General features: G+C 66.3%; 14 protein-coding genes. 7 read left to right on the top strand and 7 right to left on the bottom strand.

The genetic code is table 11. The annotated features are described in order from the left end of the window. Positions 1-10: 10 nt before the first annotated feature. From ACFC4D_RS23715 to ACFC4D_RS23705, 3 genes are all read left to right on the top strand, one after another. On the top strand, positions 11-862 hold the full coding sequence (locus ACFC4D_RS23715; RefSeq protein WP_375964154.1) for a polyphosphate kinase 2 family protein: 852 nt from the start codon (positions 11-13) through the stop codon (positions 860-862). Positions 863-983: 121 nt separating this feature from the next. Continuing rightward, positions 984-1,757 carry a DsbA family protein gene (locus ACFC4D_RS23710; protein WP_375964152.1) on the top strand — a complete coding sequence of 258 codons (774 nt, stop codon included), beginning with the start codon at positions 984-986 and terminating at the stop codon, positions 1,755-1,757. Then, complete coding sequence (locus ACFC4D_RS23705; protein ID WP_364649289.1) at positions 1,754-2,323, top strand: vitamin K epoxide reductase family protein; 570 nt, start codon at positions 1,754-1,756, stop codon at positions 2,321-2,323. Before ACFC4D_RS23710 ends, ACFC4D_RS23705 begins: the two co-directional genes overlap by 4 nt. Before the next feature lies 1 nt (position 2,324). Here ACFC4D_RS23705 and ACFC4D_RS23700 read toward each other — a convergent pair whose 3' ends face one another. Beyond that, positions 2,325-3,428, bottom strand: coding sequence for a S1C family serine protease (locus ACFC4D_RS23700; protein ID WP_376066653.1), 1,104 nt, complete (start codon positions 3,426-3,428; stop codon positions 2,325-2,327). Between the two features lie 58 nt (positions 3,429-3,486). Continuing rightward, a complete protein-coding gene (locus ACFC4D_RS23695; RefSeq protein ID WP_376066652.1) occupies positions 3,487-4,287 on the bottom strand; it encodes a ZIP family metal transporter in 801 nt (266 codons plus the stop codon). Between ACFC4D_RS23695 and ACFC4D_RS23690 the strand changes: the two genes are divergently transcribed. From ACFC4D_RS23690 to ACFC4D_RS23675, 4 genes are all read left to right on the top strand, one after another. Next, the gene (locus ACFC4D_RS23690; RefSeq protein ID WP_376066649.1) at positions 4,286-5,338 is read left to right on the top strand and encodes an NAD(P)-dependent alcohol dehydrogenase; all 1,053 of its coding nucleotides are present in this window, start codon (positions 4,286-4,288) and stop codon (positions 5,336-5,338) included. The two genes, ACFC4D_RS23695 and ACFC4D_RS23690, sit on opposite strands and share 2 nt — an antisense overlap. Positions 5,339-5,389: 51 nt before the next feature. Continuing rightward, on the top strand, positions 5,390-6,622 hold the full coding sequence (locus tag ACFC4D_RS23685) for an AI-2E family transporter (RefSeq protein WP_376066647.1): 1,233 nt from the start codon (positions 5,390-5,392) through the stop codon (positions 6,620-6,622). A 117-nt stretch (positions 6,623-6,739) separates the two neighbouring features. Then, positions 6,740-8,743: a WD40 repeat domain-containing serine/threonine protein kinase gene (locus tag ACFC4D_RS23680; protein WP_376066644.1), complete on the top strand. Its 2,004-nt coding sequence runs from the start codon at positions 6,740-6,742 to the stop codon at positions 8,741-8,743. A gap of 130 nt (positions 8,744-8,873) precedes the next feature. Then, a complete protein-coding gene (locus ACFC4D_RS23675; RefSeq protein ID WP_364649307.1) occupies positions 8,874-9,125 on the top strand; it encodes a hypothetical protein in 252 nt (83 codons plus the stop codon). 111 nt (positions 9,126-9,236) lie between these two features. On the opposite strand, the gene ACFC4D_RS23670 is transcribed toward ACFC4D_RS23675, so the two are convergent. The 5 genes from ACFC4D_RS23670 to aceA form a co-directional block, all read right to left on the bottom strand. Beyond that, entirely contained in the window at positions 9,237-9,434 is a 198-nt protein-coding gene (locus tag ACFC4D_RS23670; RefSeq protein WP_375964137.1) for an antitoxin, read from the bottom strand. 89 nt (positions 9,435-9,523) lie between these two features. After that, positions 9,524-9,646: a hypothetical protein gene (locus ACFC4D_RS23665; RefSeq protein ID WP_364649313.1), complete on the bottom strand. Its 123-nt coding sequence runs from the start codon at positions 9,644-9,646 to the stop codon at positions 9,524-9,526. Between the two features lie 132 nt (positions 9,647-9,778). After that, positions 9,779-12,097, bottom strand: coding sequence for a 5-methyltetrahydropteroyltriglutamate--homocysteine S-methyltransferase (gene metE / locus ACFC4D_RS23660; protein ID WP_376066642.1), 2,319 nt, complete (start codon positions 12,095-12,097; stop codon positions 9,779-9,781). Between the two features lie 185 nt (positions 12,098-12,282). Then, complete coding sequence (locus ACFC4D_RS23655; RefSeq protein ID WP_364649319.1) at positions 12,283-13,152, bottom strand: 3-hydroxybutyryl-CoA dehydrogenase; 870 nt, start codon at positions 13,150-13,152, stop codon at positions 12,283-12,285. A 283-nt stretch (positions 13,153-13,435) separates the two neighbouring features. Further along, positions 13,436-14,725: an isocitrate lyase gene (aceA, locus tag ACFC4D_RS23650; RefSeq protein WP_330184579.1), complete on the bottom strand. Its 1,290-nt coding sequence runs from the start codon at positions 14,723-14,725 to the stop codon at positions 13,436-13,438. Between the last annotated feature and the right edge of the window lie 26 nt (positions 14,726-14,751).

Here is a 14,751-nt window from a genome sequence, read left to right as displayed (position 1 = left end):
CGCATGACGGATGGCGAAGGCAACATCCTGGTCGAAACCGGTCACCAAAGCCCTGCGGGCCGACGGTGTGCAGGTCAGCGAACTGAACACATCCGCGACTCCCGGTTTCAAGGGTGACAAGAAGGCCGGGGAGCAATTGCTGGCCGAGCGCGCAGGCGTTTTGTCGGAGTTGCAGGAGAAGCTCTACGCGAACGGCAGGCACGGCGACAATCGCAGTGTGCTGCTGGTGTTGCAGGGCATGGACACCGCGGGCAAGGGCGGCATCGTCCGGCATGTGATCGGCTCGGTGGATCCGCAGGGTGTTGATCACGCGGCCTTCGGTGTGCCGACCGCCGAGGAGAAGAAGCACCACTACCTGTGGCGCATTCGCAAGCAACTGCCGCGCGGCGGTCAGATCGGCGTCTTCGACCGCTCGCACTACGAGGACGTACTGGTGGTGCGCGTGCACGATCTGGTGCCGCCGGAGGTGTGGGGCAAGCGCTATGACGAGATCAACAAGTTCGAGCGCAAACTCGTCGACGACGGCACCACGGTGGTCAAGGTCGCCATGTTCGTCTCCCTCGACGAGCAGAAGAAGCGCCTGTCCCAGCGGCTGGAGCGTCCGGACAAGTACTGGAAGTACAGCCCCAACGATCTCGCCGAGCGCGCCTACTGGCCCGCGTATCAGGAGGCGTACCAGGCGGTCCTGGATCGCACCAATACCGAATACGCGCCCTGGCACGTACTCCCCTGCGATTCCAAGTGGTACGCCCGCCTCGCGGTGACCGAACTGCTCATCGACGCCATGCAGGGCCTGAAACTCGATTGGCCCGCCGCCACTTTCGATGTGGAAGCCGAGAAGAAGAAGCTCGCCCAGGCGTGATTCGCGCCGCCCATACACCGCCGTTGCCGACAACGGCGGTGTTTCACCAGGAATCTCTCAGGTTCGCGGGTGAAGATGGGGCCGCAGCAGTCGTGACTACGAAAGGCGTGGTGAACGCGCGGTGAGCAAACCGGGTGATCGCAAGAATCCTCTGGCCAAGGCTCAACAGGCCGATCGCAATCGCAAGATCCTCATTCAGGTCGGCGTGGGTGTCGTCCTGGTGGGTTTGATCGCGGCCATCGGTATCGGCCTGGCGATGCGTAAGTCCGACGACAAGAACACCTCGTCGTTCGCTCCGGTCGTCACCCATGACTCGAGCACGGGCGCGACGCCGCCGAATCTGACCGAGGGCGGCGCGATCCGCATCGGCAAGTCGGACGCCAAGGTACGGGTGCAGGTCGTGGCCGATCTGCAGTGCCCGGCCTGCCAGATGTTCGAGAGCAATAACTCGGCCGTGCTCGAGGACGAGGTGAAGAACGGCACCGCGGTGGTGGAGTACAACATCATCTCGTTCCTGGACCGCGCCTCCAGCGGCAACCAGTTCTCCACGCGCGCGGCGAGCGCGGCCTACGTGGTCGCCTCGGCCGATCCGTCGAAGTTCCAGGCGTGGTTGTCCGCGATGTACAGCGCGCAGCCCAAGGAGGGCGGCAACGGCATGACCGACGATCAGCTGATTCAGATCGCCGCGTCGGTCGGTTACACCGATCCCGCTGTGGCACAGGGCATCAAGGATCAGAAGTACGCGGCGTTCGTGAAGGATGAGACCAAGGGCGTTTTCGACACCGGCATCAAGTCGACCCCCTCGGTGTACGTGAACGGTAAGCAGATCAGCGATCAGCAGTCGCTGATGAGCCCGAACGGCCTGAAGCCGGTCATCGAGGCCGCGGCGAAGTGATCATCTCGGCTCCACCCCGGTCCGCCTGGCCGCTGTTGATCGGCGCGTTGATCGGCTGGGGTGCGTCGGTGACGCTGCTGGTCGACAAGTTCAAGCTGTTCACCGAACCCGGTTTCAAACCGCTGTGCAGTATCGATTCGACGCTGTCCTGCACCACGATCATGGAGTCGGATCAGGCGGCGGCGTTCGGTTTCCCGAATCCGATCATCGGTGTGGTCGGGTTCTCGGTGGTGGTGACGCTCGGGGTGCTCGCGGTGGCCAATATCGGACTGCCGCGCTGGATTTGGGGCGGACTGTGGGCCGGGCTGGTGCTCGGCATGGGATTCATCGGCTGGCTGATCTATCAGGCGGTGTTCCAGATTCACGCGCTGTGCCCGTGGTGCATGGTGGTGTGGGCGGTGACGCCGCTGCTGCTGGCGGTGGTGACCGGGCAGCTGTGGGGTAAGTCCCGCGGACTGTTGCAGATCGTGGTGGAGTGGCGCTGGACCGTCGTCGCCATCTACTACGCGGTGGTGATTCTGATCCTGTACATCCAATTCCAGGATTACTGGCGCGATCACCTGTGAGCTAGTTGGGCGGCCCGACCGTGAGCGTCACGTTCACGGTCCGCTGCCCGCCACCGGGTGCGGTGAGATCCAGGCGCACCACATCATCGGGTTTGTGCAGATTCAGTGCGGCCTTGAGGGTTTGGGTGCTCGCGACGACCCGGCCGTCGATGGCCGTGATCACCTCTCCCTCGGCGAGTCCGGCCGCGAACGCCGGTTGCCCGTACACGGCCACATCGATGCGCGCGCCCGCCGGTTGCGCGTCGGAGGTGATGATGCCGAGGGTGGCGGTGGGCCCGATGTGCACGGTGTCCGTCGGTGTGCCGGAACGGATTTGGCGCACCACGGCCATGGCGGTGTCGATCGGCACGGCATAGCCCTCGGGTCCGCGGCCGAGTGCCGCCTGTAGATCTCCGGAGGCGGCGGTGACCACGCCGACGACCGCGCCGTAGCGATCCACCAGCGCCCCGCCGGATTGTCCGGCGGCGACGGCGGCCGCGACTTCGATCAAGCCGTGCAAGGACTTTCGCGACAGATCCGCCGAGTTGCGTGCCACGATGCTGCTGTCCAGACCGGTGATCGCACCGCCGACCGACGTCGGCGATCCGGTGCCGCCCGCATTGCCGATGGCCAAAAGCTGGTCGCCGAGCCGCAATCCGGCGGAGCTGCCGATGCGCGCGATCGGCAGGCCGTCCGCGCCGGTGAGCGCGATGAGCGCGATATCGGCCGAGGAGTCGTAGCCGAGCACGGTGGCCGGGAAGGTCGCACCGGTGCCGATATCCGAAACCGATACGGTGTCAGCGCCTTTGATGACGTGATGGCTGGTGAGCACCTCACCGTTCGCGGTCAGCACGATGCCGGAACCGGATGCGCCGAGACCGTACGGGCGCATGGCGGCGGTGATGTTCACCAGTACCGGATCCACCAGGTGTGACACCAGTTGGGTGTCCAGCGGCGGCAGCGGCGGTCCGATCAGGCTGGCGGTGGGCGGATCCTGCCGGAAGGGCCAGCGCGCCAGATCACCGTGATAGCCCAGGAACGCGGTGATTCCGACGACGGCCACGCAGAACAGCGCGAATAGTCGTCCGCCACCGGCATTGTTCGTGCGACGCGGGTGGTCGTACATCGGAATCCTCCGCTGCTGCGTCGGCTGCGAACTCTGTATCTATTGGTGTACCAGGTTTTCAGTGGCTCAGTGCGGCGATGACGAGCATGAAACCCAGTCCGAGCAGGGTGAGCAGCAGCGGGGCCTTGGACGGTTTGCCCGCGTGCGCCTCCGGGAGGATGTCCGCGGTCGCCAGATACAGCAGGAAACCCGCGAAGTAGCCGAGGTACATGCCGACGAATTGCGCGGGCACCTTCAGGAAAGTGCCTGCGACAGCACCGAATACCGGTGCTATGGCATCGGCGGCGAGCATGGTCAGCCCGCGTTTGCGGGCATTGCCGTACAGCGTGGTGAGGGTGAAGGTGTTGAAGCCGTCCGCGAAGTCGTGGCTGATCACCGCGATGGCGACGGCCGCCCCGGTGGCCGCGCCGACCTGGAAGCTGAGTCCGATACTGAGCCCGTCCAGGAAGCTGTGGAACACCAATCCGCCCGCTGCCACCAGGCCGATCGAGGCGAAATCGTGGTGGTGCGTACCGAATTCGTCCTCATGCCCGGTGTGCAGCGCCACCGTCTGCTCCACGATGTGCACGGTGAAGAAGCCGACAACCGCGGCCAGCAGCGGCACCGGAACGCCGAGTGCGACGCGGGTGTCGTGTTCGAGCGCCTCGGGCAGCAGGTCGAAGGCGACCACGCCGAGCATGACGCCCGCGGCCAGGCCGAGGACCAGGCGTTTGCGCTCACCGAGCCGGTCCGCGACCAGTCCGCCGATGAACGTGGAGCACATCGACACCAGTGCCAGCAGTATCGCCACGGGCTTCAGCATGCCGATCCGGCGGCGCGCCGTGAGCACGCCGCGCCGGAATGGTAGGCATGTACGCATGAGCACTGCTGCCGCCTATGCCGTTTCCGCGCCCGATGGCCGGTTCGAGAAGCTCGCCATCGAACGCCGCGAACTCGGACCCCGAGATGTGCTGATCGATGTGAAATTCGCGGGTATCTGCCACTCCGATATCCACACCGCCCGCGATGAATGGGGCGGCACCCGCTACCCCTGCGTACCGGGGCACGAGATCGCGGGCCTGGTCGCCGCGGTCGGTTCCGAGGTCACCCGGCACAAGGTCGGGGATCGGGTCGGGGTGGGCTGCATGGTGAATTCGTGCGGCGTCTGCGATCCGTGCGTGGCTGGCGAGGAGCAGTACTGCCAGCCGGGCGCGACCATGACCTACAACACCCCGGTTGCGACGCAGGATCAGGCCGGCGGGTACACCATGGGCGGATACTCCACGCAGATCGTGGTGACCGAGAGCTTCGTGGTCGGCATTCCGGAGGGCATCGGCCTGGACGAGGCCGCGCCGCTACTGTGCGCTGGCGTCACGCTCTTCTCGCCGCTGCGGCACTGGGGTGCGGGGCCCGGTAAGCGGGTAGCCATCATCGGTATGGGCGGGCTCGGGCATGTGGGCGTGAAGATCGCCGCCGCCATGGGCGCGGAGGTCACCGTGCTGAGCCATTCGCTGAGCAAGCAGGCCGACGGTGAGCGCTTCGGCGCGCACCACTACTACGCGACCAGCGATCGGCAGACCTTCCGCGGGCTGCGCGGGCGCTTCGACCTGATCCTCAATACGGTGTCGGCGGATCTGCCCATCGACGACTACATGAAACTGCTGGCCCTGGACGGCACCCTGGTAATCCTCGGCCTGCCCGAAAACCCGCTCAGCGTAAAGCCTTTCACCATCGCGGGCTACCGGCGCTCGCTGGCGGGCTCCATGATCGGCGGCATCGCGCAAACCCAGGAGATGCTGAACTTCTGCGCCGAACACGGTATCGGCGCGGAAATCGAGGTCATCTCCGCCGACCGCATCGATGAGGCCTACGACCGCGTCGTCGCCAGCGACGTCCGCTACCGCTTCGTCATCGACGCCGCCACCATGTAGCACAACACGCCGCTCCCACCGGGAAAGCTGCCGCGCCGCTACGTTTGCGGTGTGCCCGATGAGAGTGACGGCGCGCCCGGCGAGGCGGCCGAGAAGAACGACACACCCGCGCGGATCGATGCGAGCGGGGACGATGACACACCATTGCGGCTGACGGTGGCGATTCCGCCGTGGCTGCCGCGCGCGTACCTGCTCGCGGCAGCCACGGTGGCCGGGATCGTGGTCACCTTCTGGTCGTTGCAGAAGTTGCAGGGGCTGTTGACCGTGCTGGTGGTGTCGCTGTTCCTGGCGTTCGCCATCGAACCGGCGGTGAACAAGCTGGCCGCGCGCGGCTGGCGGCGCGGTCCGGCGACCGGTGCGGTATTCCTGATCGTGCTGGTGGCGATTGTCGGATTCGCCTGGGCCATGGGCGATCTGGTGATCGATCAGGTCACCGCGCTGGTGAAGAACGCACCGCATAATGCCGAGGATCTGGTCGCCTGGATCAACCGCACCTTCCACACCGAGCTCTCGGGTACCGATATCACCGAGCGCGCCTCGCAATTGAGTTCCAAGCTGGAGTCGTGGCTGGTAGGGCTGGCCGGTGATGTGTGGGGTATCGGCACCACCGCGATCGGCGTGCTGTTCCAGGCGCTGGGCGTGCTGCTGTTCACCTACTATTTCGCCGCCGACGGACCGCGTTTCCGCAATGCCGTGTGCTCGGTGCTGCCGCCCAAGCGGCAGCGACATGTGTTGCGCGCCTGGGATATCGCGGTCGAGAAGACCGGCGGCTACCTGTATTCCCGTGCGCTGCTGGCACTCTGCTCCACGATCGCGCATTTCGTGGCCATGCGGATACTCGATATCCCCTCCGCCATCGCGCTCGCGCTCTGGGTCGGCGTTGTCTCCCAATTCATTCCGACGGTCGGCACCTATCTGGCCGGGGCGCTGCCGGTGCTGGTGGCGCTGTCGCACAGCCCGCGCACCGCGCTCTGGATTCTCGGCTTCATCGTGATCTATCAGCAGTTCGAGAATTACGTGCTGCAACCGCGCATTACGGCGACCACCCTGGATATGCATCCGGCCGTGGCGTTCGGCGCGGTGCTCGCGGGCGCGGCCCTGTTCGGCGCGACCGGCGCGCTGCTGGCCATCCCGGTGACCGCGTCCGCGCAGGCGTTCATCGGCGCGTACATCCGCCGCTACGAAGTCGAGTCCCCGACCGAGACCGAACCCGCACCGCGCGAGCGCAAACCGCTCGCCGACCGCTTCCGGCGCGATAAGGGCACCACTCCCCCGGCCGAATGAACCCGATGTGCGCCGCGCCCGTAACTCCCGGGAGGGCGGGCAAACTCGGGTGACCCGGCCCGCCGTCACGGCATACTGTCGCTGGACGGCGAGCACGGCGCGGAGGGTGGGAGCCGAATGCGATTGCAGGCGGGCGCGGTTTTCGCTGGCTACACCATCGAACGGCAATTGGGCGCGGGCGGTATGGGCGTGGTGTATCTGGCGCGCCACCCCCGGCTGGAGCGGTCGGTCGCGCTCAAAGTCCTCAATGACACCTTCGCCGAGGATTACCGGGCGCGAGCGCGATTCGAGCGCGAGGCCGCGCTCATCACCACCCTCGACCACCCGAATATCGTGCCCATCTACGACCGCAATTCGCCGGGCGATCCCATGCTGTGGATCTCCATGAAATACATCGACGGCGGTGACGCCGCCGCCATGCTCGCCCGCGAAGGCGGCCGGGTATCCGCCGAATGGGCGGTGCGGATGATCGGCGATGCGGGCCGCGCGCTCGATCACGCGCATCGGCATCGGATTCTGCATCGCGATATCAAACCGGCGAATCTGTTGGTGGAGCGCGGTATCGGCGGTATCGAGCGCACCGTGGTCACCGATTTCGGGATCGCCCGCAGTATCGAGGACGCCGAAACCAATTCCCGGGTGAGCGCCACCCTCGCGTACGCCGCGCCCGAGCGTTTCGCGGGCGGCCCGACCGATCACCGCGCCGACCAGTATTCCTTGGGCTGCACGCTGTTCAAACTCCTCACCGGCGAACCGCCATATCCTCGCGCCGATGACGCGGCCGTGGTCGCGGCCCACCTGCACGCTCCGCCTCCACGCGCCACCCAGTACCGCCCGGACCTGCCACACGGCCTGGACGACGTGCTGGCCACCGTGCTCGCGAAACGTCCGGAGGACCGCTTCCCCGACTGCGCAACCTTCGCCGCGGCGGCCCGTGAGGCCGTGGACCGCTCCGGCTCCACCGTTGCGGGACAGTACTTTCCGACCGATTCCGGCCGCCGGGACCGCACCGAACCGCCGCTGATCTGGCAGGGCGAGGATGCGGAAACCGCACTCTCACCGCCCACGGCAACCGGGCAGCCGCGCCGATTCACCCGGCGGTGGGCGCTGTTCGGCGGTGCCGTGGTCATCGGCGGTGCCGTCGCCGCGGCGACCGGGATCGCACTGACCGGCGGCGGCGAGAACTCCGCGCCTACGGCCGCGCCGACGCAAACACCCGGTGTACCAAGTGAACTCACGCTGCCTACGCAGGTGATGACGATCGCGTTCAGTCCCGACGGCACCCTGCTGGCGGTGGGCGGCAAGGACAATACAACCCGGCTGATCGATGTGCACACCGGTGCCGAGAGTGGCAATTCGCTTACCGGGCACAGCAATTCGATTCGCGCGGTGGCGTTCAGCCCCAACGGCAAGCTGCTGGCCACCGGTGGCGACGATCGCACCGCGAGACTGTGGGACGCGCTTACGCGCCAGCCGATCGGCGGGCCGCTGACCGCGCATACCAACGCGGTGCGCGGCATAGCCTTCCACCCGGACGGCAGTCTCATGGTGACCTGCAGTGACGACAACACCGCGCAGCTCTGGACGGTGCAGACCCGCCAGCCAGCCGGTACCACCATGACCGGGCACACCGGCCCCGTGCGCGCGGTGGCCTTCCATCCGAAAGGCACGCTGATCGCCACCGGAAGCCAGGACGCCACGGCGCGACTGTGGCGCGGCGGAACGGGCATCGCCTCGGGCGCGGCTCTCGCGGGCCATCGCGGCGCTATACGGGCGGTGGCGTTCCACCCCGGCGGGACGCTGCTCGCCACCGCCGGTGACGATGCCTCGATTCGCCTGTGGGACACAGATACTCGCGCGGCGTCCGGCGATCCGCTGAGCGGTCACGCCGAACCGGTGCTGGCGGTCGCCTTCAGCCCGGACGGAAGCCTCATGGCGAGCAGCAGCCGGGACGGCACGGTTCGCCTGTGGGACAACAGAACTCGGACACCGATCGGCAATCCGCTGGGCGGTCATTCGGACGCGGTGCATTCGGTGGCGTTCAGCCCCGACGGCGCACTGCTGGCCACGGGCAGCGCCGACAACACCGTGCGGTTGTGGAAGGTCGCCGATCACCGCTAGGGCCCGCCCGGAAGTGTCGGCGCGGACACACTTCCAGTGTCCATGCGGCGACAGAGTATTCGGCCGCTGACCAGCACCATTGCATGCATCGGGAAATACCTCCCGGGACCAGGCAAGAGGAGCCGATCACATGACCACCACCGCGAAGCGCATCACCACCGCCCTGGCGGCCACCCTGTTCATTCTCCCGTTCGGCGCGGGCATCGCGTCCGCCGTGCCCGCCGGAACCGGCACCGCCGCAACCAATTACGACCGCGACGACTACCACTGGTACTGCGATCGCGACAGCCGCGGCTTCGACTGGAACTACTGCTGGGGCCACTACCGTGACCGCTACCAGCGCGACCACAACAGCGGCCACGACAGCCACAACGGCTGGTGACGCACTAGCGGATTACCGACGGCAGTGTGGCCGCCGGCAGCTCGACGCCGAGCGCGATCCACTACTGCCCCGCCGGAGGTCCCGCGCACTGGCGCGCGGGACCGGCCGAAACTACTTCTGCGCCTGCTCGTGCAGGGCCTTCTTGGCGGCGTCCTGCACCTTGTCGATGTGCTGGGCGTACTTGCCCTCGGTGCGCTCGTCGACCACGTCGCCGACCTTGTCGACCAGCGGGTCGAGCTTGTCCGCGTGCTCGCTCGCCAGTTCGGCCGCCTTGCCCGCCGCGTCCTTCAGATTGTCGAACAGACCCACCGTCGTACTCCTAATCTCGAATCAACCTCGGCCACAGGCTATCGGCCGCGCCGACCGGAACGGTGGAACGACGGGTGTGTGGTTGGCGACTAGTTCCCGCTCTTCCAGGGCTGATCCGGGTCCACCTGATCGCTCTTGTTCTGCGCGGATTCATTGAAGCTCTTGGTGTTCTCGGCCGGGTCCGGCTGATCCCCTTTACCCGTCGGATCCATATCCGCCTCCTGTCTCGAAAGAAGTGTGCCCGCAGGCTAATTCCTTCATCGTGACGGGATCGTGAATACGAAACAGCGCGGCGGCACGGAATCACATCCGGTGCCGCCGCGCTGTCGTGTCGCGTGCGGAAGTTACTTCGCCGCTTCGGCTTCCGCCGCCAGCGCGCGCCGCCGGACGCGGCGGGCGGCCGCGACCATATTGCGCAGTGACGGATCGAGCTGCCAGTGGTGCCGGGTCTTGAGCCCGCCGTCCGGATTGGCCCACAGCCGCTGCGGTGTCACGGCCGCGGCAGCGGCGGTGAGGGCCTCATCCAGTTCGTCGATATCCGGGATGCGCGCCGAACGGCTTTCGTACACACCGGGTCCGACGCCGTGGGTGAGCCCGCGGCCCTCGGCATTGTCTTCTTCCAGCGCCTTGAGCACCCATTCGATGGAGCGGGTGGCGACGATGGCCGTCACGTCGGCATCGAGTTCCTCGATGGCCTGCACCACGTCACCGCGACTGGAATAGCCGATATGCGTGTGGATCTGGGTTTCCGGCAGCACGCCCGAGGTGGCGAGCTTGAACGCGCCGACGGCCCAGCGCAGGTATTCGGCCCGCCCCTTGACCCGCAGCGGCAGCAGTTCGCGAATGGACGGTTCGTCCACCTGGATGATGGCGATACCCGCGCGCTCCAGATCCACCACTTCGTCCCGAATGGCAAGCGCCACTTGGTCGGCGGTCTCGAACAGCGGCTGGTCCTGGCGCACGAAGGAGCGCGCCAGCATGGTGACCGGTCCGGTGACCATGCCCTTGACCGGCTTCTCGGTGAGCGATTGCGCGTAGGCGGTCCATTCGACCGACATGGCCGCGGGCCGGGACACATCGCCGTACAGCACCGGCGGTCGCACACAACGCGATCCGTACACCTGCACCCAGCCGAAGTGGGTGGTGGCGAAGCCGTCCAGTTGTTCGGCGAAGAACTGGATCATGTCATTGCGTTCGTGCTCACCGTGCACGAAGACGTCGAGGCCGATGTCCTCCTGCAACCGGATGGTGCCTTCGATCTCGGCTTCGATGCGCTTGCGGTAGTCGTCGTAGGACAGCCGGCCCTGACCGAGTTCGTAGCGCGCCTGCCGTCCGGCATTGGTCTGCGGGAACGAGCCGAGCGTGGTGGCGGGCACCAGCGGCAGATTCAGCTTGGCCTGCTGCGCGACCCGGCGTTCGGCATACGGCGCGCGCTCGCGCATCTGCGGGGTGACGTTGTACACCCGTTGCCGCACAGCGTGTTTCTGCTTGAAGTGCACCGACGTGGGCCGTTTGCGCCACTTCTCCGAAGGCCCTTCGGTGAGCGCCTTGGCGAGCGAAACCACTTCCAGCACCTTCTGTTTCGCGAAGGCGAGGCGGTCGGCGACATGCTCTTCCAGGTCGTATTCCACCAGCAGGTCGTACGGCACGTGCAGCAGCGTCGCACCGGTGGAGACGACCATGTCCGGGCACACCTTGGCGAGCTCGTTCAGGTATTCCAGCGCGACCACGCGGTCCGCGCGCCACACATTGGTGCCGCTGATGACGCCCGCGTACAGCCGCTTGCGGCCGATGCCGGGAATCTTGGCCAGATCCTCGGGCCGGATTCGGAAGTTCGCCAGATCGAGTCCGATGGCCTCGACCTTGGTGCGCGCCAACGCTTCCAGGGCCTCACCGAAATCGCCGTACTGTCCGGTGACGAGCAGTCGCGGCCGCAGCGAGGCCTTGGAGAGCCGGTTGTACGCCTGCTCGAACACCTCGATGGTGGACGGCGAGCGGTCACTGGTGAAGCAGGGCTCGTCCAGCTGCACACAGGTGGCGCCGCGCTTGGCGAGCAGCTCGAACAGCTCCTCGTACACGGGTAGCAGCTTGTCCAGCAGCACCAGTTTGTCGAATTCGGTCTCGCCCGGAACGTGTCCGGTCTTCGACAGCAACAGCAGCGACAGCGGGCCGAGCACGACCGGCCGCAATTCGATGCCGCGCGCCTTGGCTCGATCGAATTCGTCGAGCAAAGCCTCGGGGTGCAAGGAGAATTCGGTATCGGTGTCGAGTTCGGGCTGCCGGTAGTGATACGGCGTATTGAAGAACCGCACCAATTCCAGCGGCGGCACATCCGGATTGCCGCGCGCCATCAGGAAATAGAAATCGAGCGGATCCAGCCCCTCGCGATACGGCTCGAACCGCTTGGGCACCGCGCCGAAGAGCAGCGCGTTGTCGAGCACGTGGTCGTAATAAGAGAAGGTGTTGCCGGGGACCTGCGTCAACCCGGTGGCAGCCAGCTCGAGGAACTGGGATTCCTGGATCTCGCGACCCACCTCGACCAGCTCTTCCCGAGAAAGCGTTCCATGCCAATAAGACTCGAGAGCACGCTTGAGTTCGCGGTGCGGTCCGATGCGGGGATAGCCCAGAATGCTTGATCCGAAGCCATCGGTGACGTTGGCCATGAGCGCGCCACTCCTCCTTAAGTCACCTGTGCGGCGCCCACCACCGAAGGTGAGCGCCGCACAGTTTGCGCCCTGATTTGGAATGGACTCGAGTCCACCCCGAGTGGGCTGGCCGGTGACACCAGCCCTTTATTGCAGCTTATGCCCACGCGGACGACGAAAGACTCGTACCCGCGTGCCAGTCGTCAGCGGTTGTACTGGTAGAAGCCCGCGCCGGACTTCTTACCCAGCAGACCCGCTTCGACCATGCGCATCAGCAGCGGAGGCGCGGAGTACAGCGGCTCCTTGAATTCGGCGTACATGGAGTCGGCGATGGACTTCACGGTGTCGAGGCCGACCAGGTCGGTCAGCGCCAGCGGGCCCATCGGGTGGGCACAGCCGAGCACCATGGCCTTGTCGACGTCTTCCTTGGTGGCGAAACCGGATTCGACCATGCGGATGGACGAGAGCAGGTACGGCACCAGCAGCGCGTTGACGACGAAGCCGGAGCGGTCGGCGGAGCGCACGACCTGCTTGCCGAGCACATCGGAGGCGAACTGCTCGGCGCGCTGCGAGACGGCCTCGGTGGTCTTGAGCGTGGTGACCAGTTCGACCAGCGGCAGCACCGGCACCGGGTTGAAGAAGTGCATGCCGACGACCCGCTCGGGGTTGTTGGTGGCGACGGCGATCTTCATGATCGGGATGGAGGAGGTGTTGGACGCGAGCACGGCGTTCGGGTCGGTGACGACCTTGTCCAGCTCGGCGAAGATGGCGGTCTTCACATCTTCGTTCTCCAGCACGGCCTCGACGACCAGCTGACGGTCCGCGAAATCGGCGAGGTCGGAGGTGAAGCGCAGCCGCCAGGCGGTCTGCTCGCGCTCCCGCTCGGAGATCTTGCCGCTGGAGACGGCGCGGTCCAGCGACCGCAGGATGCGGGCGCGACCGGCAGCGGCGAGTTCACGGGTCTGTTCGAACACGAGCACATCGACGTGTGCCCGAGCGCAAACCTCGGCGATACCCGCGCCCATCTGTCCGGCGCCGATGATTCCAACGCGCTGAATTTTCTCGCTGCTCACGTCCCGCTCCTGCTGTTAGTTAGCCGTCGTGGCTTTATGGGTGAAGGCGTCGGACTTAAAGGTGACCCTGCGCCTTCGTAAGGTCTTTCGATCAAAGCTATATGGAAATGCCCTCCCCGCCGGGGCTGTCGACGGGAAGGGCGGGTGAACACCGTCGAGGGGGACGAATCCCCCTCGACGGGTTCCAGGCCCCGGGGCGGCGGAAGGTGTGATGCGACTGCCGCCCCGAGGTGAGATCTCGAAACCCGTTGTCACACAGGGTGACAGCTGGTCACGGGATGGCTCAGTGGAACTGGCCCTCTTCGGTCGAGCCCTTCAGGGCCGCGGTGGAGGTGTTCGGGTCCACGGTGGTGGCGATGGTGTCGAAGTAGCCGGCGCCGACCTCACGCTGGTGCTTGACGGCGGTGAAGCCACGCTCGGAAGCGGCCTTGAACTCGCGCTCCTGCAGGTCGACGAAGGCGGTCATGCCCTCGCGGGCGTAGCCGTAGGCCAGGTCGAACATGCCGTAGTTCAGCGAGTGGAAGCCGGCCAGGGTGATGAACTGGAACTTGAAGCCCATCGCGCCGAGCTCACGCTGGAACTTCGCGATGGTCGCGTCGTCCAGGTGCGCCTTCCAGTTGAACGAAGGCGAGCAGTTGTAGGCCAGCAGCTGGTCCGGGAACTCGCTGCGAACCGACTCGGCGAACTTGCGCGCGACCTCGAGGTCCGGCACGCCGGTCTCCATCCAGATGAGGTCGGAGTACGGGGCGTAGGCCTTGGCACGCGCGATGCAGGGCTCGATGCCGTTCTTCACACCGAAGAAGCCCTCGGCGGTACGGGTGCCATCGAGGAACTCGCGGTCGCGCTCGTCCACATCGGAGGTGATCAGGGTGGCGGCCTCGGCGTCGGTGCGCGCGATGATGACCGACGGGACACCGGCGACGTCGGCCGCGAGGCGAGCCGAGGTCAGGGTGCGGATGTGCTGCTGGGTGGGGATCAGCACCTTGCCACCGAGGTGGCCGCACTTCTTCTCCGAGGCGAGCTGGTCTTCCCAGTGCACGCCCGCGGCGCCGGCCGCGATCATGGCCTTCTGCAGCTCGTAGGCGTTCAGCGCGCCACCGAAGCCGGCCTCGGCGTCGGCGACGATCGGGGCCAGCCAGTTGGCGACCGAGGTGTCACCCTCGACCTTGGCGATCTCGTCGGCGCGCAGCAGCGCGTTGTTGATGCGACGCACCACGGACGGAACCGAGTTCGCCGGGTACAGCGACTGGTCCGGGTAGGTGTGGCCGGACAGGTTCGCGTCACCGGCGACCTGCCAACCGGACAGGTAGATGGCCTTGAGGCCCGCGCGCACCTGCTGCACGGCCTGGTTGCCGGTGAGGGCGCCCAGGGAGTTGATGTAGTCCTCGTTGTTGACCAGATCCCAGAGGATCTCGGCACCACGGCGGGCGAGGGTGTGCTCCTCGACAACGGTGCCCTGCAGCTTCACAACCTGCTCGGCGGTGTAGCTACGGGTGATGCCCTTCCAACGGGGGTTGGTGTCCCAGTCGTTCTGGATCTCCGCAGCGGTCTTCGGGGTGCCGACAGTCGACATCTCTGACTCCACTTCTTCGTTCGGTC

It is taken from the genome of Nocardia sp. NPDC056000, assembly GCF_042269265.1.
GTDB lineage: Bacteria > Actinomycetota > Actinomycetes > Mycobacteriales > Mycobacteriaceae > Nocardia.
The sequence above is the reverse complement of the archived record's forward strand: the minus strand, read 5'-3'. Positions and strand labels throughout refer to the sequence as shown.